Origin of the sequence: Pseudoxanthomonas sp. YR558, assembly GCF_900116385.1 — a bacterium.
Taxonomy (GTDB): domain Bacteria; phylum Pseudomonadota; class Gammaproteobacteria; order Xanthomonadales; family Xanthomonadaceae; genus Pseudoxanthomonas_A.
In genome coordinates this window covers 732,060-753,935 of the sequence record NZ_FPCI01000001.1, presented here as the reverse complement: position 1 = coordinate 753,935, position 21,876 = coordinate 732,060, and the positions used below count along the sequence as shown (strand labels likewise).

Here is a 21,876-nt window from a genome sequence, read left to right as displayed (position 1 = left end):
GCCGGGTAAATTAATATACAACTGTATACACAAACGTCTTCACATGGGTATAGTGGCGGCCATGAACGCCCAGTTCCGCCCGTCCCCCCGCCGGCCCGGTCCCCTGAAACGCCTGATCCGGCCCCTCGTGAAGCCGGATGTCTTCGACTTCTGGGCCGCCCGTTTCCACCGCACCTGGACCTGGGAGCGCCCGCTGGCGCGCCTGGTCGCACGTGAAGCCGCCTCGGCCGATGCCGTCACCCTGCTGTTCAAGCCCAATCGCCACTGGGCCGGCCACCGCGCCGGCCAGCACGTCAACCTGGGCGTGGACATCGACGGCGTGCGCATCACCCGCAGCTACAGCCTGACCACGCCGCCGCGGGCGGACGGCCTGCTGCCGGTGACGGTGAAAGCCATCGAGGGTGGCAAGGTCAGCCAGCATCTCTGCAAGGCTGCACGCATCGGCGACATCGTCGAGCTGGGCCAGGCCTTCGGCGGGATGACACTGCCGGCAGTGCCGCAGGGCACGTATCTGATGCTGGCGGCCGGTAGCGGCATTACGCCGATGATCGCGCTAGTGCGCGAGCTTTCGGCGAAGGACATGCCCGCCGACGCCACGCTGCTGTACTGGGTCCGCACGCGCGAGGAAGCCTGCTTCCTGCCGGAGCTGCGCGCACTCGCCGCGGCCCAGCCGCGCTTCCGTTTCCGCCTGCTGGTGACGCGCGAAGCCGCCGCGGCGGCCGACGAAGCCGAAGGCCGCATCGACGACGCCTTGCTGGCCGCGCATGCCGGCGATGTAGCGACTTCGCAGGTGTTGGCCTGCGGTCCGGGTGGCTTCGTCGAAGCCGCGCGCCAGCTGCTCGCAGCGCAAGCGACCTCATTCCAGGCCGAGGCCTTCACGCCGCCCCCGGTGACGGTGGTCGACGAAGGCGAGGTCGACATCCGTCTGCAACGCAGCGGGCGCACGCTGCGCATACCGCGCGGCGAGTCGCTGCTGGTCGCACTGGAACAGCATGGCCTGAAGCCGCCGTCCGGCTGCCGCATGGGCATCTGCAACACCTGCGCCTGCGGCAAGTCCGCCGGCAGCACGCGTCACCTGCCGAGCGGCGACCTGTCCCACGAACCCACCCAGGCGTTGAAGCTGTGCACCCACAGCGCCGCCACCGATCTCGAGCTCGATCTCTGATGGCCACTTCCTCTTCCCGCAACCGCAAGCTTTCCGTCGAAGAGCTGGACCGCTTCGGCGAAGAACTCGACGCTCTGCGCGCGCGCACCGTCGCCACGCTGGGCGCACGCGATGCGCGCTACATCCGCAACGTGGTGAAGGCGGTGCGTTTCAGCAACCTCACCGGCCGCGTGCTGCTGTTCGCCGCCGCCATCGCCGGTGGCCTGTGGCTGGCCGATAGCGCGGTGGGCTGGTTGTTCTGGGTGCTGTGGGCGCTGGGTGCGTTCTCGCTGGGCCTGGGCAAGATCCTGGACAACATGGAACTCGGCCACAACGTCATCCACGGCCAGTACGACTGGATGGGCGACCCGCAGCTCAACGGCAAGACCTACGACTGGGACATCGTGGCGACCAGCGACAACTGGCGGCACACCCACAATTTCCGCCACCACACCTACACCAACGTGCGCGGCCTGGACGACGACATCGGCTATGGCCTGCTGCGCATCTTCCCCGAACAGAAGTGGCGTCCGTTCTACCTGGTGCAGCCGTTCGTGGCCGTGGTATTCGCGCTGCTGTTCCAGTGGGGCATCGCCATCCAGGACCTGAAGCTGGGCCGCTGGTGGAGCGGCAAGATGACCAACAAGCAGCTGCGTCGGAAATCCGCGCCGGTGGTGCGCAAGATGGGTCGCCAGCTGGCCAAGGACTACGTGATCTATCCGGCACTGGCCGGCCCGTTCTTCCTGCCGGTGCTGCTGGGCAACATGGTCGCCAACGGCCTGCGCAACGTGTGGACCTACGTGATCATCTTCTGCGGCCACTTCACCGCCAACGCGGAGACGTTTCCGAAGGACTGCATCAAGAACGAGTCGCGCGGCCATTGGTACCTGCGCCAGCTGCGGGGTTCGTCGAACTTGCGCGGCGGTTTCCTGATGAACGTCATGTCGGGCAACCTGAGCCACCAGATCGAACACCACTTCTATCCGGACATCCCCGCCAACCGCTACGCGGAGATGGCGAAGGAAGTGCGGGCCATCTGCGCGCGCTACGGACAGCATTACAACACCGGTACGCTGTTTACCCAATTCGGCCAGGTGTGCTGGCGGATCGTGCGGCATGCGTTTCCCAGCCGTCCGCGCCGCATGCCGGCGCTGGTGACGGCCGACGCCATCGCGTAACCGCTAGGCGTCTTCCGGCGACGTCGCTCGCGCCGCGCGGGCGATGGTGCGCTTGAGGCGCCATTCGGCAAAAAACGACGCGGCGATCAGGCCGGTGCCCAGCAGGCCGAGCCACTGGAACCACGGGTTCTCGAAGACGTCGTCGGCCAGGTCGTTGTCCTGCAGCTGCAGGCGCAGCAGCTTCACTTCCTGGGTCAGCGCGTCCGTATCGGCGCGCCCTGGCGGCAGCGATTCCTCCGCCTTCAGTGCGACCCGGGCGATGTGCGCCTGTTCGACACGCGCGGTGTTCTCGCGCCGCTCCACGGTCACGACCAGTGCGCTGGTCAGCAGGATCAGCAGGGTGCCCAGGCCGCGCAGCAGCGGTGGCAGGGAATCGGACATCGGGTGCGGCTCCCGGGGGCAATGCCCCGCATCCTAGACCACGTGCCCTGGGCTGTCGTGCGCGACGACCCTCAGTCGAGGAACTGCAGGCGCGCGAGCTCCGCGTACAGGCCGTCCTGCGCCAGCAGCTCCGCGTGCGTGCCTTGGGCGACGATGCGGCCACGGTCCATCACGACGATGCGGTCGGCCTTCAGCACGGTGGCCAGGCGATGCGCGATCACCAGCGTGGTGCGGCCATCCATCAGCCGTTCCAGCGCGTGCTGCACGGCGCGCTCGCTCTGCGCATCCAGCGCGCTGGTGGCTTCGTCCAGCAGCAGCACCGGTGCGTCCTTCAGCAGGGCGCGGGCGATCGCGATGCGCTGCTGCTGTCCCCCGGAGAGGCGAGCGCCGCGCTCGCCCAGCGGGCTGTCGAAGCCGCCCGGCAATTCGCGGATGAAATCATCGGCCTCGGCGGCTTCGGCGGCGGCCTGCAGTTGCGCGTCGTTGGCGTCGAGCTTGCCGTAGCGGATGTTCTCGGCAGCGCTGGCGGCGAAGATCGTCGGCTGCTGGGGCACCAGCGCGATGTGTTCGCGCAAGTCGGCTGGGTCGAGGTCGCGCAGGTCCACGCCGTCCATGCGCACGCTGCCGGTCTGCGCGTCGTGGAAGCGCAGCAGCATCGAGAACACCGTGCTCTTGCCGGCGCCGGACGGGCCCACCAGGGCGACGGTTTCGCCCGGGTTGACGGTCAGGTCGAAATCGTCGAGCGCGGGAAGGTCGGGCCGCGAGGGGTAGTGGAACGAGACGTTGTCGAAGCGGATCTCGCCCTTCACCGGGGCAGGCAGGCGATGCGGCGCCGCGGGGGCGCGGATCGTCGGCGTTTCGTTGAGGAGTTCGGCGATCCGGCCCATGCCGCCGGCGGCGCGCTGCAGTTCGTTCCAGACTTCGGCCAAGGCGCCCACCGAGCCGCCGCCGATCAGGGCATAGAAGACGAACTGGCCGAGTTCGCCCGTCGTCATGCGTCCGCCGATCACGTCGTGCGCACCCGACCAGAGCACCAGCACCACGGCGCCGAACACCAGCGTGATGACCGTGGCCGTGACCAGCGACTGCGCGCGAATGCGCTTGCGCGCGGTTTCCACGGCGACCGCTACCGCATCGCCGAAGCGCTTGAGTTCATACGGCTCGCGCGCGTGCGCCTGCACGGTGCGCACGGCGCCCAGAGTTTCGCTGGCAAGCGTGTTGGCGTCGGCCACGCGGTCCTGGCTGGCGCGCGATGCCTTCTCCAGCCGGCGGGCGCCCAGCACGATGGGCAGCACCGCGAGTGGAATGCCGACCAGTGCGTAGGCCGCCAACTTCGGGCTGGTGACGAACAGCATCACGATGCTGCCGATCACGGTGATGCTGCTGCGCAGGGCCACCGACATGCTGCTACCCACGACGCTGCGAAGCAGTTCACTGTCGGCGGAAAGGCGCGAGACCAGTTCGCCGCTGCGGGTGCGGTCATGGAACTCGGCATCCAGTCCGACCAGGTGCCCGTACAGTTGCTTGCGAAGATCGGCCACGACGCGCTCGCCGAGCAGCGAGACGAAATAGAAGCGGGCCGCGCTGGCAATCGCGAGCACCAGGACGACGATGAAGACGCCCAGGAACACCCGATCGATGTTCCCGCCGCTGTGAAAACCGCCATCGATCATCTGCTTGAACGCGACCGGGAAGCTCAGCGTCGCCGCCGACGCCAGCGCCAGCGCGCACAGCCAGGCGGCGAACAGGCCCGCATGCCGGCGCACGAAGGGCCACAGCGCGCGCAGCGTGCCGAGCTTGGCCTTGGGTTTGGACGGGTCGGGGGTGTCGGTGGCGTTGTCGGTCATCGGGAAGATCGGATCAAGGCGACTGTGGGAGGCGTTGCGGTCCGTCGGGATCCCGCAGCGCCTCCCGCATGCGCCTCGCGTAGCGCATCAGGCCGTGGCCGGCATCACGCGCACACGATTACGGGTGGCGTCGCGCAGCTGGGTTTTCAAGGCGTCCACGCGATCGGCGGGGAGTTCGATCGCGAGCCGGGCGCCGGATTCGTCGAACGATTCGTCCTGTTTCACCGCCAGATGGGCGGCCAGCGCGCCATGCACGGCGCCCAGATCGTCGAAGGGACAGACCAGCACCAGGGAGGCCATCGCCACGACGGGCAGGCGCGGCGCCTGCCGCAGGCACTCCGCCGCCGCCCCGCCATAAGCGCGCACCAGGCCGCCGGCACCCAGCTTGATGCCGCCGTACCAGCGGGTCACCACCACCATTACGCGGTCGTAACCCTGGCCGTCGATCGCGCTTAGGATCGGCCGGCCGGCGGTCCCCGCGGGTTCTCCATCGTCGCTGGAGCGGTACTCGCTGCCGATCCGGTATGCCCAGCAGTTGTGCGTGGCGTCGGGGACGGCGACATCGCGCAGGAAGGCGAGCGCGTCGTCCGGTGTTGCGACGGGTGCGGCCAGTGCGAGGAAACGGCTGTGCTTCACCTCCAGCAGATGGGAGGCGCGCGCCGCGAGCGTATCGGTCACGGCGTTCCCAGCAGCGGTCGCAGGTCGTCCGGCACGCGCTGGAAGGGATGTTCCTGCACGAACAGCTGCAGGCTGCGCAGCGCGTTGGCGCTGTCGCCGAGATCGCGGCGCAGGCGGATCCGGTCCAGCCACTCAGCGGGCATCAGGCGCGCGTCTTCGTCCACGGGCACCTGCAGCTCGGTCCGGCGCAGCGCGTTGCGCGCCACGCTGGGCGACGCGGCGCCTGCGCTGGCGGCAGGGGCGGGCGGGGGCGGCGGAGGGGCCGCGGCCGGCGCCGCAACATAGCCATCCTGCTTCGAAAGCCGAGATCCGGTGACCATGACGGCGTCGAGTGTGTCGGAGGAGTCGGCGGCCGCTTTGGCTTCGCTCGACCGACGCTCGCTTTCGCTGCGCAGCTGCTGTTCGCGTTGTTGCTCCGCCAATGCGCGTTGGCGGGACTGTTGCTGCAGGGCGCCTTCTTCCGCGGCTGCGCGATCTTCGACGGCCTCAGGGAATGCCTGAGGTACCGTCGACTTGCGCGCCAGTGTCGGTTCGGCGGGCGCGGGCAGGCCCGGCACGGTGGGGATGATCGACAGCGGCCCACGCTTGGGTGGAGGCTCCTGGCGCGCGGCGGCCTCGGCATTCTTGCGGGCGGGGCTGGGGGGAGCAGGCGGTGCCGACACCGCCTCCACCTTGGGCGGGGCGAGATTCTTGGCGGGGGCAGGCGGCTCGTAGGACTCGACGGCCGCAGCAGCCGCCGCGACGTCCGCTTCCGGCGCCGCCGCGGCATCGATGGCCTGGTCCAGGGGCGGAGACATCACCGCAGTTTCATGCCGGGCCAGCACAGGCACCTCGCTGGCGGCCTGCATCTGGTGGGTGGGCCGCAACTGCCAGGCGATCCCGGCGGCCAGCAGCACGGAGGCGGCTACGCCCATTCCAAGCGGCCAGCGCCGGCGCGATGACCGCACGGCCCCGCCGCGCGACGCGGGTGCTTCCTGCACGGCCGCCCGGGCGGCGCCGAGGATGCGCGCATCCAGGTCGGGCGATGGGCCGCCATGGGGGCCGAGCCTGGACAGGGACTGCGCCAGGGCGCGTTCTTCGGGCGTCAGGGGTTCGTGGGGCGTCTTCATTCGTTCAACCTCGACCGCAACCGGTCCATCGCATACCGCAACCGCGATTTCACGGTTTCCCGGCCCACGCCGGTGATCTCGCCGATCTCCTCCAGAGTCAGTTCCTGCTCCAACCGCAACAGCAGCACTTCGCGCTGTTCGGGGGGCAATTCATCCATCGCGACCTGCAGCCGCCGCCGCTGCTCGAACTCGGACAGCTGCCGCTCGGGCGTATCCGGGTCCGGGACGCGCTCGGTGCGCGCTTCCGCGTCCTCGGGGGCCGCCGGGCGGTGCTTCAGCGCACGCCAGTGGTCGTTCAACCGATTGTGCGCGATCCGGTACAGCCAGGTCCCGAACGCCGCTTCCGGTTTCCAACCCTGGCGCGCGGCGATCACACGCTGCCAGGTGTCCTGGAAAAACTCATCCGCCAGCGCCGCATCGCGCAGGTGGCGCAGCAGGAACCGGTAGAGCGGTCCGCGATGCCGTGCGTAGAGCTGTTCGAAGGCCGACGCGTCGCCGGCGGCATAGGCCAGCATCAAGGTTTCGTCGGCGGGTTCGGCAAGATCGTTCACCGCCACCAGCGTAAGCGGTCCGCGCACGGCCGTGAAGCCGGGGCGGGGCAGCGCGGCCGACGCGTTCAGCCACCCGGCCGAGGCGGTTTCGGGGCCGATGAGGACGAGGGTGGCGCTGGCGAGCGTCTTGCACACATGAAGGGTGAACGCCTCGCGGGCCGGGATGGGGTTGTGGCGCGGTTTCCGTTCAGGGGGCGGCAGGCGGTATGCTCGCCGGGGGATATCCAGATACTTGCACCGTCTCTGTCGGGACACGGTCATGCCTACGCCATCGATCAGCGCAGACAATCCGGCCAGTACGCCCGCGTCGCCCGCTGAGCGGATCGCGTCGATCCTGCGTGGGCTGCTGCCGGCAGGCGCGGAGCTGGCGGTCTGCTGGCGGGACTGGGCGCTGGGCAACGGAGCCGGCGCCACACCGGGCGCCTCCGCCATGCTCCGGCGGCGCGCCGAGCATGCACTGGCCGAGGCGATCGTCGAACACGACGGTCCCGACCTGCGCGTGCATGCCTGGGACAACGCCGACGGCAACGCGCGGGTCGCCCTCGCTGTGGCGTTACCGACTCCGCTCTCGATGGTGGAGGAAGAATCCTGGCTCCTGCTTGCCCGCACCTTGCTGGTGACCACACTGGATGCGTCGCGCGCGCAGGCGCGCATCGTCTCGTTGGAGAAATCCAAGCGCCTGCAGCAGGCGCTGTACGAGATCGCCGACCTGGCCGGTGCTGACCTCGAGATGCCGGAGATGCTCCGTCGCATCCACGCGGTGGTGAATTCGCTGATGTACGCGGAGAACTGCTACATCGTCCTCTACGACGACCAGCGTCGCACCGTCCGTTTCCTGTACTTCGCGGACCAGCGCGACCCGTACATCGCCGAGCCGGAGCGCGAGTTCGGCGAAGAAGAGATGGCCAACAGCATGACCTTCGCGCTGCTGCGCCATGGGCAGCCGCTGCGTGGTCCGTCGGCAGTGATCCGGCAGAAACTGGGCGTCGTCCGCGACCCCTCGCATGGCCCCGACAGCCTGGACTGGCTGGGCGTGCCGATGCGGCGCGACGACCGTGTCTGCGGCGCCATCGTCGTGCAGAGCTACGACACACCTGCCAGCTATGCCGATGAAGACCGCGCCCTGCTGGGCTACGTGGCCCAGCACATCCTGACGGCGCTGGACCGCAAGCATGCCCACGTGGAGCTGGAGCACCGCGTGGCGGTCCGCACTCACGAACTGCAGCGCGCCAACCGCGAACTGCAGGCGGAGATCATGGAGCGCAAGCGGGCGGAGAAACTGCAGCGCGCACTGTTCCGCATCACCGAACTGGCGATCACCTCCGATAGCCTGGAGCGCTTCTACGCCGACGTGCATGTGGTGGTGGACGAACTCATCAATGCCCGCAACTTCTACATCGCGCTGATCTCGGACGATGGCGAAGAGCTCAACTTCCCGTACTCCATCGACGAACGCGACCCGATGCGCAAGGCGCGCCGGATGACCAACGGCCTGACGGAGTACGTCGTCGCCACCGGCCGTCCGCTGCTCGCGGACCGCGAAGTGATCGGGCAGCTGGCCGAGGCGGGCAAGGTGTTACAGCACGGGCCGCCTGCGCACAGCTGGCTGGGCGTGCCGCTGTTCCGCGGCGAGGATGTCGTCGGTACGGTGGTGGTGCAGAGTTACTCCGACGAAGTGAAATTCACGTCGCACGACCAGAACCTGCTGACCTTCGTCGCCCACCACATCGGCAACGGCCTGGACCGTCAGCTGACCCAGGACAGACTGCGCAGTGCGCACGCGGACCTGGAACGCCGGGTGGAGGAACGCACGCGCGAGCTCAACGAAGCCAATCACCAGTTGCGCGGGCAGATCAGCGAACGCCTGCGCGCTGAACAGCAGCTCACCTATCAGGCCACGCATGACGCGCTGACCGGCTTGCCGAACCGGCCGCACCTGCTCGACCGTCTGTCGGCGGCGATCGAACGCGCGCGCCATGGGGACGGGCAGGCGTTCGCGGTGCTGTTCCTCGACCTGGACCGGTTCAAGCTCGTCAACGACAGCATGGGGCATGCGGCTGGCGACGAACTATTGGTCGAAGTCGCGCGCCGCATCACCATGAGCGTGCGCGGCGACGACGTGGTCGCGCGACTCGGCGGCGACGAGTTCGCCCTGCTGGTCGAGTACGCCGACGGTGTCGAGAACGTGCGCGATTTCGCCCAGCGCCTGCTCGCGGCGCTGGGTCGGCCAATGTGGGTGGCAGGGCGCGAATTGTTCCCGTCCGCCAGTTTGGGCATCGCGCTCTGGCATCCCCGCTACCGCAATGGCGAGGAACTGCTGCGCGACGCCGACGCGGCGATGTACCGCGCGAAGGAGCAGGGGCGCGACCGCTCCGCGCTGTTCGACGAGGCGATGCGCGAAGCCGCGATGCAGAGCCTGGACCTGGAAGCCGATCTGCGGCGCGCCATCAACAACCGCGATTTCCTGCCGTTCTACCAGCCCATCCGCCGGATGGACGATGGTCGCGTGATCGGGCACGAAGCGCTGCTGCGCTGGCAGCACGAGCGTCGTGGCCTGCTGCTGCCGGCGGAATTCATCGGGCTGGGCGAGGACAGCGGACTGATCGAACAGGTCGACTGGCTGCTTTACGAACAGGTCGTGCGGCAGATCGCGCGTGGCGTGGAGGGCTACATCTCGGTCAACGTGTCGCCGCGGCATTTCCGTTCGCCGGATTTCGCCGACCGCCTGCTGGCCATGTTCGAGGCGCAGGGCGCCGACCCGTCGCAACTACGCCTGGAGATCACCGAGGTGGCGCTGCTTGATGACGCGCCCCGGACGTTGCGCATCCTGCGCACGCTGCGCCAGCACGGCATCCTTGCGCAACTGGACGACTTCGGCACCGGCTTTTCGGCGCTGTCGTACCTGCATCGCTTCCCCATCTCGGTGCTCAAGATCGACCGCAGTTTCGTCTCCGGGCTGGGCAACGAAGCGCGACCCGAAAGCCTGGCCTTGGTGCGCGCGATCCTTGCGCTGGCCGGTACGCTGGGCATCGAAACCATCGCCGAAGGCGTGGAAACCGAAGAGCAGCGCCAATCGCTCGTGGAACTGGGCTGCCACCTGGGGCAGGGCTACCTGCTCGGCCGGCCCGCCGCGAGCCTGGACCAGGCCACCACGATCGACGCGGCCTGATCGGCCGCGCATCCAGGTTGCGGAGCGGCGTCCCTGCCGCATCCGCATGGACCACGATCACTCGCCGGCAATCGCCGGCGCATCCGTCTGGGCGGCGACAAGGCGGTGTGCCTGGTCGATCATGCCCACGAACTCTGCCTTCAGTCCGTAGGGATCGCGCCCCGTCGCCGCACGGGCAGTGCGCGCCACGTCGTTCCAGGCCCAGCCGTCGATGCGCTGGCCGCCGCGCAGCAGGTCGGCATACGCGGCCACGGCGGTGGCGAAGCGGAAGGCATCGGTGGGTTGCGTCGTCAGTGAATCGCGTGCGATTGGTGCTTCGATCAGGCGACTGGCGTCCTGGCCCGGTAGTTTGTAGCGCAGGCGCAGATGGGCGACCTCGCCGGTGGCCGCGCCGGCCGCTACGGTCTTGCCGCCATAACGCAGCGCCGGCAGGCGATCTGCACCGGAATCGACCGGGGTAATTTCGTACAGGGCCGTCACCTCGTGGCCTGCACCGATATCACCGGCGTCCACCTTGTCGTTGGCGAAGTCCTCGTTCGCCAGCACGCGGTTTTCGTACCCGATCAGGCGGTACTCGGCGACCACGGCCGGATTGAACTCCACCTGGATCTTCACGTCGCGCGCGATGGTCAGCAGGGTGGACTGCATCTCTTCGACCAGCACCTTGCGGCCTTCCTGCAGCGTGTCGATGTAGGCATGGTTGCCATCGCCGACGTCGGCCAACTTCTCGGCCAGCGCGTCGTTGTAGTTGCCGGTGCCGAAACCCAGCGTGGTCAGCGCGATGCCCGACTTTCGCTGGTCCGCCACCATCGTTTCCAGCGCGTCCTGGCTGATGGTCCCGACATTGAAGTCGCCATCGGTCGCCAGGATGACGCGATTGACGCCATTGGGCACGTAGGCCTGCTTGGCCATCGCATAGGCCAAGCGGATGCCATCGCCGCCGTTGGTGCTGCCGCCGGCCTGGAGGCGGTCCAGCGCGGCGAGGATCTCGTCGTGGCGATCGCCCGGCGTCGGCGGCAGCACCAGGCCTGCGGAGCCCGCATAGACCACGATGCTGACGCGGTCCTGCGCACGCAGCTGCGGCACCAGCTGGGCGAAGGACTGCTTCAGCAGCGGTAGCTTGTCCAGCGATTCCATCGAACCGGAGGTGTCGAGCAGGAAGACCAGGTTCGATGCCGGCAGCGTCGCCTTCGGCACGTCGTAGCCCTTGATGCCGACCATCAGCACCTGGCGCTTGGCGTTCCACGGCGCGGGCGCCAGTTCGGTGGTCACGCGGAACGGGCGGCTGCGATCCATGGGCGCGGCATGGCCGTAGCGGAAATAGTTGATGAACTCCTCAGCGCGGACCGCATCGGAAGGCGGCCGCTGCCCATCGCGCAACATGCGGCGCACGTTGCTGTAGCTGCCCGTGTCCACGTCGACGGAGAACGTCGAGACCGGCTCGTCCAGCGTGCGCCGCACGGGATTGTCGTCGCGTTCGGCGTACTTCTCGGTATTGGCGGGTTGCGCCTGTGGATAAGCGGCCACGCCACCGATGGCATTGCCCTGGAGGTAGCCCACCGAGGCAGGAGCGTGTGGGGGCGGAGGCGCATAGGCATACGCCGGCGGTGCGGCCACGGCGGCCTTTTCCTGACGCGAAAGGCGTGCGCCGGTGACGACGACGCTGTCGAGCGTCGCGCGCTCGCGGCGCTCGGCTTCCGAGCTTGCGGCGGTCGCGGCTGCCGCGGCGTCCGCCGCCGCTTCGGCGACCACGGCCTCCGTTGGCGATGAGGGGGTGTCCGTTTTCCCGGCGGGAACCTGCTGCGCGGTGGGGTTCGAGTTGCAGCCGGCGAGGATGGCGACGGCGAGCAGGGTGAAGGTCAGGCGGCGGTGCGACATGGCGTGACTCCGTGGTGGGTACGGAAGGTCGAACGCCCGGGCTTAAGGAGTGGGGTTAACCGGGGATCGCGCGTGCCCTCGCGGCGATCACAGGTCTTTCGAAGTAGGCGTCGCGTGCGTCGAGAGCACCTGCAGCGACACATGGCCGTCGGCAAGGCGCGCGGAGACCTGGTCGCCGGCCTGCACCTGCGCCACCGACCGCACCAGGGTTCCGTCTTCCTTCGTCACCAGCGAATACCCGCGTGCGACGGTAGCGAGGGGGCTGACGGCTTCCAGCGAGCGGGCGAGGGCACGCAGGCGCAGGGCGTCGCGTTGCAGCGTGCGCGCCACCAACGCTTGCGGACGTGGTGCGAGGGCCAGCAGACGCGCGCGCAACTGTTCAAGGCGGCGCTGCGGGGCGTGTGCGCGCAGGATCGCTTCGGCGTGGCGCAGACTCGCCAGGTGGCGGGCCCGACGCGCCTGCCACAGTGCATGCAAGCGTCGCACGGCCGCATCCTGGCGTTGGCCGAGCATCGCCAAGCGCGCTTGCGGACGTTGTGCGTTCAAGCGCAGCGCCGCGCGATCGGCGCGTTGCATAGCGTTGCGCAGGCGATGGGCCTGCGTGCTCGCGAGTCGGCTGTGCAGCATCCGCACGCGTGCGAGCAGGTCGCGGCGGTCCGGCACCAGCAATTCGGCGGCGACCGACGGCGTGGGCGCGCGTAGGTCGGCGGCGAAGTCGGCCAGGCTGAAGTCGGTCTCGTGGCCGACGGCGGACACCACCGGCACCGGTGAGGCCGCGATTGCGCGCGCCAGACGCTCGTCGTTGAAGGCCCACAGGTCTTCCAGCGAGCCGCCGCCGCGCGTTATCAGCAGCACGTCATAGCGGCCGCTGCGTCCCGCGCGCTGCAGCATCTCGACGATCTGCGCCGCGGCGGTTTCGCCTTGCACCTGCACGGGTAGCACGTCGACCTCCAGCAAGGGGTAGCGCCGCTGCAGGACGCTCAGGACGTCGCGCACGGCCGCGCCGGTCGGCGACGTGAGCACGGCAAGGCGCCGCACATGCGCGGGTAGCGGGCGCTTCCGGTCGGCATCGAACAGGCCCTCGGCGGTGAGCCTCGCCTTCAATTCCTCGAACGCGCGCCGCAACGCGCCTTCGCCGGCCTCTTCCATGTGGTCGACGACCAACTGGTAGTCGCCGCGCGCTTCGTACAGCGTCAGCCGTCCGCGCGCGAGTACGCCCAGGCCTTCGCGCGGCGCGAACTTCAGCCACTGGCTCTTCGGTTTGAACATGGCGCACTTCACTTGGGCGCGCGCGTCTTTCAGGGTGAAGTACAGGTGCCCCGACGCCGGCCGCGTGACGTTCCCCAACTCGCCTTCCACCCAGATCAGCGGGAAGGTGTCTTCCAGCAGGTTGCGCGCGAGCGCGTTCAGCTGGCTGGGCGTAAGGATGTCGCGGGCCGTGTCCGTCATGCCGCAAGGATAAACGCTGGCCGCCGATGCCGCCGCCCATGTGGAATCCATGGTGGAATGGCGGTCTCCTGTCGCCCGGAACCGCTGCATGCCGATGCCTCTTCGTTCGTCCGGATGGCGTTGCTGGGTGGCGCCGTGGCTGATGGCTCTGGTCGTCGCCGGTTGTACGCCTGCGGATGCGCCCGTTGCGACCGCGCCGTCCGCGTCGCAAGGCACCGTGCATGCCTGGGCGCTGCCGGTGGCGGAGGGCGCTGCGCAGCCGGATCTCGTGGCCACGCCAGAGGGTGGGCTGTTGCTGAGCTGGCTCGAACCCGCCGAGGGAACGCAGCAGCGCTTCCGGGTCAGTCGATGGGATGCGAAGGCGCATCAGGGCGCCTGGTCGTCGCCGGCGACGATTGCCGAAGGCGATGATCTTTTCCGCAACTGGGCCGACACGCCCCATGTGTTCGCGTTGCAGGACGGCTCGCTGTGGGCGCATTGGTTGCGCCGCACCGGCCCCGATCCGATGGACTACGGCATCGCATTGGTGAGGTCGGAAACGGGCGGAAGCGCCTGGAGCGCCCCTCAGCTGGTGCATCCGCCGACGCGTGGCGACCATGGATTCGTGACGTTCTGGCCGCATGCGCGCGATCGCTTGGGCATTGCCTGGCTGGACAGCCGCCAGAAGGCGGCAGCGGGTCATGCGGGGCACGACGACGGCGGACACGATCATGGGGGAGGCGCGCCCATGATGCTGCGCGCTGCGCTGTACGACGCCCATGTGCAGCAACAGGCCGAGTGGGCGCTGGATGCGTCCACCTGCGACTGTTGCACGACCTCGTCCGCCGTGACGGATCGCGGCACCGTTGTGGTTTACAGAGGTCGCACGACGGGCGAGATCCGCGACACCCGCCTCGTCCGCTTTGACGGAACCGCGTGGACGCCGCCGCGCGACGTCCATGCCGACGGCTGGGAGATCGCGGGGTGTCCGGTGAACGGCCCGATGGTCGTGGCCAATGGGTCGTCGGTCTGGGTGGCCTGGTACACCGAAGCCGACGGCATGCCGGAGGTGCGCGCGGCGCGCTCGCAGGATGCCGGCGATACGTTCGGCGCACCCGTCACGCTCGCGAAGGGGCCGCAGGTGCTGGGCCGCCTCGGGCTGGTACGAGGCGACGGGCATGTGTTCGTCAGTTGGCTGGAGGAGGGCGATGGCGCGGACCAGCGCCTCGTCCTGGGTCGCTACGACGAGTCCTGGAAGCAGGCGCAGCGCACCGATGTTGCCACGCTCGCAGCACGCGGACGCGCCAGCGGCATTCCGCGCCTGCAATGGGCGCACGGCGCGGCCTGGCTGGTGTGGACCGATGTGGCGGACGCGGCGCCGCACCTGCGCGGCGCGCGCGTCGCCTTTGCGCGCTGACGCGTCCGCTAAGCTGCCGTAGGCATTCCGGAGGAGACATCCATGCGCGGTCTGGATTTCAGTTCGTGGCAGGGCCTGCTCACCACGCTGGCGGGATTGGCGTTGATCACGCTGATCGGCGTCGGCATCCGCCTGCTGGTCATGCAGACGGTGCAGGAACGGCGTGCGCGCGAGAACCGCCAGATCAACGAGCGTCTTCGCACGCTGATCGCCGCCTACAAGACGCTGGGCGGCTCGTTCACCGGTGACCTGGAAGTCGATCCCACCCACCTGCGCGAACTGCGCCAACGCCTGCGCGATGAGGGCGGTGAGGACGACACCGGGAGCGATCGTGGCCGTCGCATCCGCGATGCGGTCGAAGCGGCCTTGTCGGACATCATCCTGTTGGGCACCGACGAACAGGTGCGTCTGGCGGCGCAGGCCGCCACCGACCTTGCCGCCGGAAAGCCCATCCACACGCATGCGCTGGTGGTCTCGCTGCGCGACTTCATCCGCAGCGTGCTCGACCTTGAGCCCGTTCCCACCGGCCTCGCCATTCCCCGGCAGGGGCCGGCGCGACCGGTGGCCACCAAGGGCAAGGGCGAGGGCGGCAAAGGCGAGGATCGCCAGGCCGGCGGGACGCGCGCCGGTAGCGGTGCGGGCGGCGTGGGCGCAGGCATGGGTGCCGGCGCCGGCATGGGCCTTGGCGCAGGCCTCGCCTCGGATCCGGACCGCGATCCGCCCGGCTGACGGTTACTCGTCGATCCAGCGGCGCTCGGGGCCCGGCCGCTTGGCCAGCTTGCGCTGCAGTGAGCGGCGGTGCATGCCCAGCAGGCGCGCGGCGGCGGAGATGTTGCCTTCGGTTTCGGCGAGCGCCTGCTGGATGTGCTCCCACTCCAGCCGGCTGAGCGGCGTCATCGTGTCTTCGGCCGCGTCGGCATCGTCCAGCGATGTGGTGGGCGCTTCCAGTCCCAGCGCACGCAGGATGGTCGGCACCGTGGCAGGCTTGGGCAGATAGTCGTCGGCACCGCGCTTGATCGATTCCACGGCGGTGGCCACGCTGGCGTAGCCGGTGACCAGCAGGATCTGCATGTCGGCGCGGATGCCGCGCAGCGGTTCGATCAGGGCCAGGCCGGAATCGCTGCCGAGCTTCAGGTCAACCAGGGCGAAATCCGGCTGGAATTCGCGCGCCCGCGCCAGCGCGCTCGGCGCATCCAGCGCGATCTGGGTCTCGATGCCCTTGCGCGCCAGGCTGCGCTGCAGCGTGCGGGCATAGAGTTCGTCGTCGTCGACCAGCAGGCCTTTCATCCGGAACCTCGCGTCAGGGTGTTTCGTCGTGGCCTGCCACCGGCAGGCGGAATTGCACCTGCACGCCCTTGGGCGGTACGGCGCGCATGGTCATGCGCCCGCCCAGCCGCTCGATCGTGGCATGCGACAGGGCCAGGCCCACGCCCATGCCTTCGGGCTTGCTGGTGCGGAAGAGTTGCTCGGCCTGGAACGGCAGCGCTTCATGGAAGCCATTGCCGTAATCGCGCACGGTGCCGACCAGCTCGTCGCCTTCGCAGCGCAGATCCAGGTCTACCCGTTGCGAACCGGCCTGGCGGCTGGCGTCGGCGGCATTGTTCAACAGCGCCTGCAGCAGGTGGCCGGTGGAGGCATCGGTCGCCAGCCAGGGTGGCAAGGCGCCGGTGCGCTGCAGTTCCACCGTCGGGCGGATCAGTTGCCAACGCTGCACCACGTCGTCCAGGTCCACGCGCTGGTGCACGCCCATGTCGGCCGAGGCGGCGAGTGCCCGCACGCGGTCGCGGCACAGGTCGATCAGCTGGCGCATCGTGCCGGCGTCCTCGCGGATGTCGGGTTCGCTCGCGTGTTCGCGGATGTCTTCGGTCAGCAGCGTCATCGTCGCCAACGGCGTGTTGAGCTCGTGCGCGACGGCGGCGGCGTGCGTGGCGAGCGCGACGATGCCCTCGTTGCGCGCGAAGCGCTCGCGCAGGCGCGCGAGTTCCTGTTCGCGCAGGCGCAGCGCGGCGACCAGGCGCGTGGAGAAGTACAACACCACGCCGGCGGAAAGCACGAAATTCACCGCCATACCCCACAGGTGCACGTTGAAGTTGTTGCCGTGCAGGTGCGGCAGCGGCCGGCCGAAGACCGCGGTCAGGATGTAGCCCAGCAGACAGGCCACGCCGGTGGCCAACACCCAGCGCAGCGGCAGGGCCAGCGCGGAGACCGCGATCAGCAGCAGGAACATCGAGCTGAACGGATTGCCGATGCCACCGCTCCAGGCCACCAGCCAGGACAGCACCGCGACGTCCACCAGCATGTGGGCGAAGGCCTCGGCGGGCGTTTCTTCGCCGGGTCGGTAGCTGCGCCAGGTGGCATAGACGTTGAACAGCGCCAGGGCTGCGATGCCGCCCCACAGCGGCCAGCGCGGCAGGGCGATGCCCAACGGCCCCAATGCCACGAGCACCGTCACCGCCTGGCCCACGATCGCCACCCAGCGCAGGTTGCACAGGGTGCGCAGGAACGACGGCGTGGTGGTCAGCAGGGTATTCGGCATCGGTACATGCTAGAGCAAGCTCGCGCACGTGGCCTGCGGCATGACGTCGCAGGCCGGTGGGGTGCCCACGCTACAATGGCGGCATGCACGACGCCGTCACCCGCCCCACGCCCCCCACCGACGCCGCGCCCTGGCCGCGCCGCATCACCCAGGCCGTCCAGATCGGCAACGCCGTCGTCGGCGGTGGCCGCCCGGTGGTGGTGCAGTCGATGACCAACACCGACACGGCCGACATCGCCGGCAGCGTGAAGCAGGTCGCCGAACTCTGGCGCGCCGGCTCGGAGATGGTCCGGTTGACCGTCAACAATCCCGAGTCCGCCGCCGCCATCCCGCGCATCCGCGAGAAGCTCGAGATGATGGGCATCACGGTGCCCCTGATCGGCGACTTCCACTACAACGGCCACCAGCTGCTGGCGGGCGAGCCGGCCTGTGCGGAAGCACTGGCCAAGTACCGCATCAATCCGGGCAATGTCGGCTTCGGCAAGAAGAAGGACACCCAGTTCGCCCAGCTGATCGAATTCGCGATCCGCTACGGCAAGCCGGTCCGCATCGGCGCCAACTGGGGCTCGCTGGACCAGGCGCTCGCGGCGCAGCTGATGGACGAGAACCACACGCGCGACATCCCGTGGGACGCCGGCCGCGTACTGCGCGAGGCGCTGATCCGCTCGGCGGTGGATTCGGCCGAACGCGCCGTCGAGATCGGCCTGCCGCGTGATCGCATCGTGCTGTCGGCCAAGGTCAGCGGCGTACAGGAGCTGATCGCGGTGTACCGCGACATGGCGGCCCGCACCGATTTCGCCCTGCACCTGGGCCTGACGGAAGCCGGCATCGGCAGCAAGGGTATCGTGGCGTCGAGCGCCGCGCTGGCCGTGCTGCTGCAGGAAGGCATCGGCGACACCATCCGCATTTCGCTGACGCCGGAACCCGGCCAGTCGCGCACGCAGGAAGTGATCGTCGCGCAGGAACTGCTGCAGACCACCGGCCTGCGTGCCTTCACGCCCATGGTCACCGCGTGTCCCGGTTGCGGCCGCACCACGTCCGAGTTTTTCCAGGAACTGGCCAAGGTCGTGCAGGAGCATGTGCGCGGCAAGATGCCGGAGTGGAAGGTCACGCATCCGGGCGCCGAGAACATGACGCTGGCCGTGATGGGCTGCGTGGTCAACGGGCCCGGCGAATCGCGCCACGCCAACATCGGCATTTCGTTGCCGGGCACGGGCGAGGCGCCGGCTGCGCCGGTGTTCGTCGACGGCGAGAAGAAGATCACCCTGCGTGGCGAAAACATCGCCCACGAGTTCGTCGCGCTGATCGACGATTACGTCGAGGCCAAGTACGCGCGTGTCACCGGCTGACAGGCTGGCGCAAGGCGGACGCTTCATCGCCAGCCTGCTGCGCGAGCATGGCGGCCGCCTGGTGCTGCTGTTCCTGTGCCTGCTGGCGCCGCTGTGGCTGTTCGTCGAACTCGCCGACGAAGTCCACGAGCTGGAAGTCTTCTATTTCGACGATCCGCTGCTGTGGCGCGCGCACGCGCTTGCCGGGCCGGCGCTGGACCGCTTCTTCGTCTTCATGTCGGCGATCGGCTACCAGTGGGGCGTGGTGCCGGTCGACATCGCGCTGACGATCGGCCTGCTGGTCGCGCGGCGCTGGCGCGAAGCCACGTTCGCCGGTGCCTCGTTCGCGGGATCGGCGCTGCTGAACCTGGCGACGAAGCAGTTCTTCCAGCGCGACCGGCCCACCCTGTGGGAATCCATCGCGCCCGAGCACACCTTCAGTTTCCCCAGCGGGCATGCGATGGGGTCGGCGACGCTGGCGATGGTGGTCGTGCTGCTGTGCTGGCATACCCGCTGGCGTTGGTTGGCCGTGGCGCTGGCGGCGCTGTTCGCGTTGACGGTGGGTGCGTCGCGCATCTACCTGGGCGTGCACTATCCATCCGACATCCTCGGCGGCTGGGCCGCGGGCATCGCATGGGTGTCTGGCGTCTATCTGGTGCTCTACCGCATCCGCGAACGGCCATGGCAGATTCGCTAGGCGCACTCCGCCTTCTGTAGGAGCGACGTAAGTCGCGACCGCACGAACGAACCTCTCCGATTGCCCCATGATCGCGCGATATCAGCACGGGGAAGTTGCTTTGGGCGTGCCGCAGGCATGTCGCGAAGGATGACGTGCGGTCGCGACTCACGTCGCTCCTACAAAGGAGCGGTCGCTACGGCGCGTAAGCCCGCTCGCGCTCCTCTTGCAGTCGCTGGCGCAGGTACTGGTCGCGGGTGAGGCCGGCTGGCACCGACGTCATCGCCATCACCTCGGCGACGACCTGCGCCTCGCGCGTCTTGTAGGCCTGGAAGCGCGGATCGCTGCGCTGCTGGGCCGCGAACGCCGCCATGCGTTGGTCGGCATGCGTGCGGTAGCGGTCGGCGATCGCGGCGACTTCTTCGACCTGTCGAGCGGGATCCTCCACCGTCGCCTTGACCAGCGCGGTGCGCAGCAGGACGGCTTCGCCTGCGGATAGCCCTCCATGGCCTTCGTAGTGATCGATCTGGCGCGACAACGCCTCGGCCCGTTCGTTGCGTTCCACCGGGCGCAGGGAGGATGCGCGGGCGAAGAAATCCTTCGCGTCAGCTTCGAAGCGCTCGCGTTCCCGATGCTCCTTCGCCTGCGGTGTCGCCTGCAGGCCGGCTACGGCCAGCGATGCGGATGGCGTCGCATCCGCCACGGCAGGCGAGGGCGGTGAGCGCGTGGCGTGCGATTGCCACCACAGCGCGCCTCCGGCTGCGGTGGCGAGAACCAGGGCCCAAGCGAGCGGATGTTTCATGCGTTCCTCCGGGTCGCGTGGGCCGCCGCAGGGCGACGGCCCACGACGGTCCCCTTAACCCAGCAGTTGGTCGATCAGCCAGTAGAGCGGGTTGAACGGCTTGGCCTTGTCCGCCTTGTCGTCCTGCTCGCTGGCATCGATCACCTTGCCCTGGCCATCGAGCACGCTGTCGATGAAGTGCTTCAGCTCCAGGTTCTGCGCCTGCACGTCGACATTCTTGAAGTCGACGATGGTGGTGCAGTGGCTCTCGTTGAGCGCGCGGTACTGCGGGAAATAGCCGCCGAAGTTGTTCAGCGTGTTCAGGCGGTCGCGCAGGCGTGCCGTGTCGGTGTTCCAGCGTGCGTGGATGCGCGCTTCCTTGGTCGCCTGGTCGGGCGCGTTGGCGATGTCGGGATAGAAGCGCTCGTACGAGTACGAGGAATAGTTGAGGTCCTTCCAGAAGTGCGTATGGCCGAGGCGGTCGTTCGCGTACTTGCTGGAGAGCGCCGGGTACAGGCTGCCGAGTTCGTTGAGGTCGAACTGCGGCAGGCCGCTGGCGAGGTAGGGCAGCGGGCCGTTCGGCTGGTCCAGGCCCCAGGCGCTGCGGATCAGCGCCATCAAGGGTTGCGACGGGTAATCCACCGGATTGCCGTTCTTCAGGGTCGGGAAGATCGGGCCGGAATCGTCGATCAGGAAGCTGCGCGTGGGCGCGAGGTCGCGACGCAGCGGGTGGTAGCTGGTCAGACTGCCGGCGCCGCCGGCGCTGCAGCCGGTGGACAACATCTGCGTCGGCCGCGGCAGGTTGTCCTTCAGCCAACTCGCTACCGCGCGCACGTTGCGCGCGCCGTTGTGGTGCCACACGAGCGGCGCGGCCTGGCCGCTGGGGTCGGCGTACACCGCCACGCGGTCGCCGCTGTAGATGTCGCCGGTGCAGTAGGGCACGTAGACCATGTTCCAACCCTGCGTCTTCACCGCATCGAACGGGCTGACGCGGGTGACGAACGGGCTGACCAGGCTGGCACCTGGATTCAGCAGGCTCATGTAGTCGTCGGGAATGCCGTTGGGATTGCGCGCGCCGCGGATGCCGCTCTGACCCGTGCAGCTGGCGTAGTCCCAGCACGCGCCGCCGCCTTCCATGTAGATGATGGTGTTGCGCGTATCGGCCACGCGGTTGACGAAGAACTTGAACGGCGAGCCGTCGCCGCATACCGCACCGGTCGATGCTGCCAACTGGATGGTTTGCCACGCGTCGTAGCGGCCGGGCTGGAAGCCGTCGTTGAAGCCGGACGGATTCGACAGCAGCGGATAGTTGCCGGTGCGCTGCGCGGCGGTGACCTTGTTGTCGGCCTTGGGCGGCGACACCAGGTTCACCAGGGTTTGCCAGAAGCTGTAATCGCCTTCTTCGGCCTTCAAGGGCGCCGCCACCATCAGGGTGAGCCCGGCGGTGGCCAGGATGAGGGGCAGGCGGGCGGGTCGTACGGGTGCAACCATGATCGGATCCTCCGGCGAGAGTCTGTGGACGTTCAACGGGATGGACTGCCTTGGCGTGCGGCACGCGTGGGGGCGGCGACCGTACAGCGGCGGATGGTCGACCCGTACGCCGGCGGAGGGATTAAGCCGGCGTGAGGGGCGCGGGTTTGGCTGCGCACGCCCCCTGCATTGGCCGGAATGCCCCCCTTCCGGCGCGTTCGGCGGCACCTCGACGCGGCCCCGGATCATGCAGCGCAGCAGGGCCGGCGCGCGGGCGGGTGGTACAGGCGTGCGCGATCCTGCCC

At 68.8% G+C, this 21,876-nt stretch carries 18 protein-coding genes; 7 read left to right on the top strand and 11 right to left on the bottom strand.

Features of this window, described 5'->3' with window-relative positions; translation table 11 throughout:
• Positions 1-61 precede the first annotated feature (61 nt).
• Together BM365_RS03455 and BM365_RS03450 are read left to right on the top strand one after the other, a co-directional pair.
• Positions 62-1,165 carry a ferredoxin reductase gene (locus BM365_RS03455; protein ID WP_093486624.1) on the top strand — a complete coding sequence of 368 codons (1,104 nt, stop codon included), beginning with the start codon at positions 62-64 and terminating at the stop codon, positions 1,163-1,165.
• Positions 1,165-2,322, top strand: coding sequence for a fatty acid desaturase family protein (locus BM365_RS03450; RefSeq protein WP_093486622.1), 1,158 nt, complete (start codon positions 1,165-1,167; stop codon positions 2,320-2,322). Before BM365_RS03455 ends, BM365_RS03450 begins: the two co-directional genes overlap by 1 nt.
• Positions 2,323-2,325: 3 nt before the next feature.
• On the opposite strand, the gene BM365_RS03445 is transcribed toward BM365_RS03450, so the two are convergent.
• From BM365_RS03445 to BM365_RS03425, 5 genes are all read right to left on the bottom strand, one after another.
• Entirely contained in the window at positions 2,326-2,703 is a 378-nt protein-coding gene (locus BM365_RS03445) for a hypothetical protein (RefSeq protein WP_093486620.1), read from the bottom strand.
• A gap of 71 nt (positions 2,704-2,774) precedes the next feature.
• The gene (locus BM365_RS03440) at positions 2,775-4,550 is read right to left on the bottom strand and encodes an ABC transporter transmembrane domain-containing protein (protein WP_093486618.1); all 1,776 of its coding nucleotides are present in this window, start codon (positions 4,548-4,550) and stop codon (positions 2,775-2,777) included.
• A gap of 87 nt (positions 4,551-4,637) precedes the next feature.
• Positions 4,638-5,228, bottom strand: a complete 591-nt coding sequence (locus BM365_RS03435; RefSeq protein WP_093486616.1) for an IMPACT family protein — start codon at positions 5,226-5,228, stop codon at positions 4,638-4,640.
• Entirely contained in the window at positions 5,225-6,337 is a 1,113-nt protein-coding gene (locus tag BM365_RS03430; protein ID WP_093486614.1) for a hypothetical protein, read from the bottom strand. The genes BM365_RS03435 and BM365_RS03430 overlap by 4 nt, the downstream gene beginning before the upstream one ends.
• On the bottom strand, positions 6,334-6,888 hold the full coding sequence (locus BM365_RS03425) for an RNA polymerase sigma factor (protein ID WP_093489443.1): 555 nt from the start codon (positions 6,886-6,888) through the stop codon (positions 6,334-6,336). The genes BM365_RS03430 and BM365_RS03425 overlap by 4 nt, the downstream gene beginning before the upstream one ends.
• A gap of 259 nt (positions 6,889-7,147) precedes the next feature.
• Here BM365_RS03425 and BM365_RS03420 point away from each other — a divergent pair, with 259 nt between their 5' ends.
• Positions 7,148-10,057, top strand: coding sequence for a bifunctional diguanylate cyclase/phosphodiesterase (locus tag BM365_RS03420; RefSeq protein WP_093486612.1), 2,910 nt, complete (start codon positions 7,148-7,150; stop codon positions 10,055-10,057).
• Between the two features lie 57 nt (positions 10,058-10,114).
• Here BM365_RS03420 and BM365_RS03415 read toward each other — a convergent pair whose 3' ends face one another.
• A complete protein-coding gene (locus BM365_RS03415) occupies positions 10,115-11,935 on the bottom strand; it encodes a vWA domain-containing protein (RefSeq protein WP_093486610.1) in 1,821 nt (606 codons plus the stop codon).
• A gap of 87 nt (positions 11,936-12,022) precedes the next feature.
• Positions 12,023-13,384 (bottom strand): exodeoxyribonuclease VII large subunit, encoded by a 1,362-nt coding sequence (xseA, locus tag BM365_RS03410; protein WP_093486608.1) that lies wholly within the window; start codon positions 13,382-13,384, stop codon positions 12,023-12,025.
• 88 nt (positions 13,385-13,472) lie between these two features.
• Here xseA and BM365_RS03405 point away from each other — a divergent pair, with 88 nt between their 5' ends.
• Both BM365_RS03405 and BM365_RS03400 read left to right on the top strand, forming a co-directional pair.
• Complete coding sequence (locus tag BM365_RS03405) at positions 13,473-14,780, top strand: hypothetical protein (RefSeq protein ID WP_093486606.1); 1,308 nt, start codon at positions 13,473-13,475, stop codon at positions 14,778-14,780.
• 42 nt (positions 14,781-14,822) lie between these two features.
• A complete protein-coding gene (locus BM365_RS03400; protein ID WP_093486604.1) occupies positions 14,823-15,509 on the top strand; it encodes a hypothetical protein in 687 nt (228 codons plus the stop codon).
• 3 nt (positions 15,510-15,512) lie between these two features.
• Here the strand turns inward: BM365_RS03400 and BM365_RS03395 are convergent, their stop codons facing one another.
• Both BM365_RS03395 and BM365_RS03390 read right to left on the bottom strand, forming a co-directional pair.
• A complete protein-coding gene (locus tag BM365_RS03395; RefSeq protein WP_093486602.1) occupies positions 15,513-16,067 on the bottom strand; it encodes a response regulator transcription factor in 555 nt (184 codons plus the stop codon).
• 13 nt (positions 16,068-16,080) lie between these two features.
• On the bottom strand, positions 16,081-17,304 hold the full coding sequence (locus BM365_RS03390; RefSeq protein ID WP_175502071.1) for an ATP-binding protein: 1,224 nt from the start codon (positions 17,302-17,304) through the stop codon (positions 16,081-16,083).
• Positions 17,305-17,399: 95 nt separating this feature from the next.
• Between BM365_RS03390 and ispG the strand changes: the two genes are divergently transcribed.
• Both ispG and BM365_RS03380 read left to right on the top strand, forming a co-directional pair.
• A complete protein-coding gene (ispG, locus tag BM365_RS03385) occupies positions 17,400-18,665 on the top strand; it encodes a flavodoxin-dependent (E)-4-hydroxy-3-methylbut-2-enyl-diphosphate synthase (protein ID WP_093486598.1) in 1,266 nt (421 codons plus the stop codon).
• A gap of 4 nt (positions 18,666-18,669) precedes the next feature.
• Complete coding sequence (locus BM365_RS03380; protein WP_093489441.1) at positions 18,670-19,341, top strand: phosphatase PAP2 family protein; 672 nt, start codon at positions 18,670-18,672, stop codon at positions 19,339-19,341.
• Positions 19,342-19,516: 175 nt separating this feature from the next.
• Here the strand turns inward: BM365_RS03380 and BM365_RS03375 are convergent, their stop codons facing one another.
• The gene (locus BM365_RS03375) at positions 19,517-20,122 is read right to left on the bottom strand and encodes a hypothetical protein (RefSeq protein ID WP_139227299.1); all 606 of its coding nucleotides are present in this window, start codon (positions 20,120-20,122) and stop codon (positions 19,517-19,519) included.
• Between the two features lie 54 nt (positions 20,123-20,176).
• A complete protein-coding gene (locus BM365_RS03370; RefSeq protein WP_093486594.1) occupies positions 20,177-21,592 on the bottom strand; it encodes a pectin acetylesterase-family hydrolase in 1,416 nt (471 codons plus the stop codon).
• Positions 21,593-21,876 lie beyond the last annotated feature (284 nt).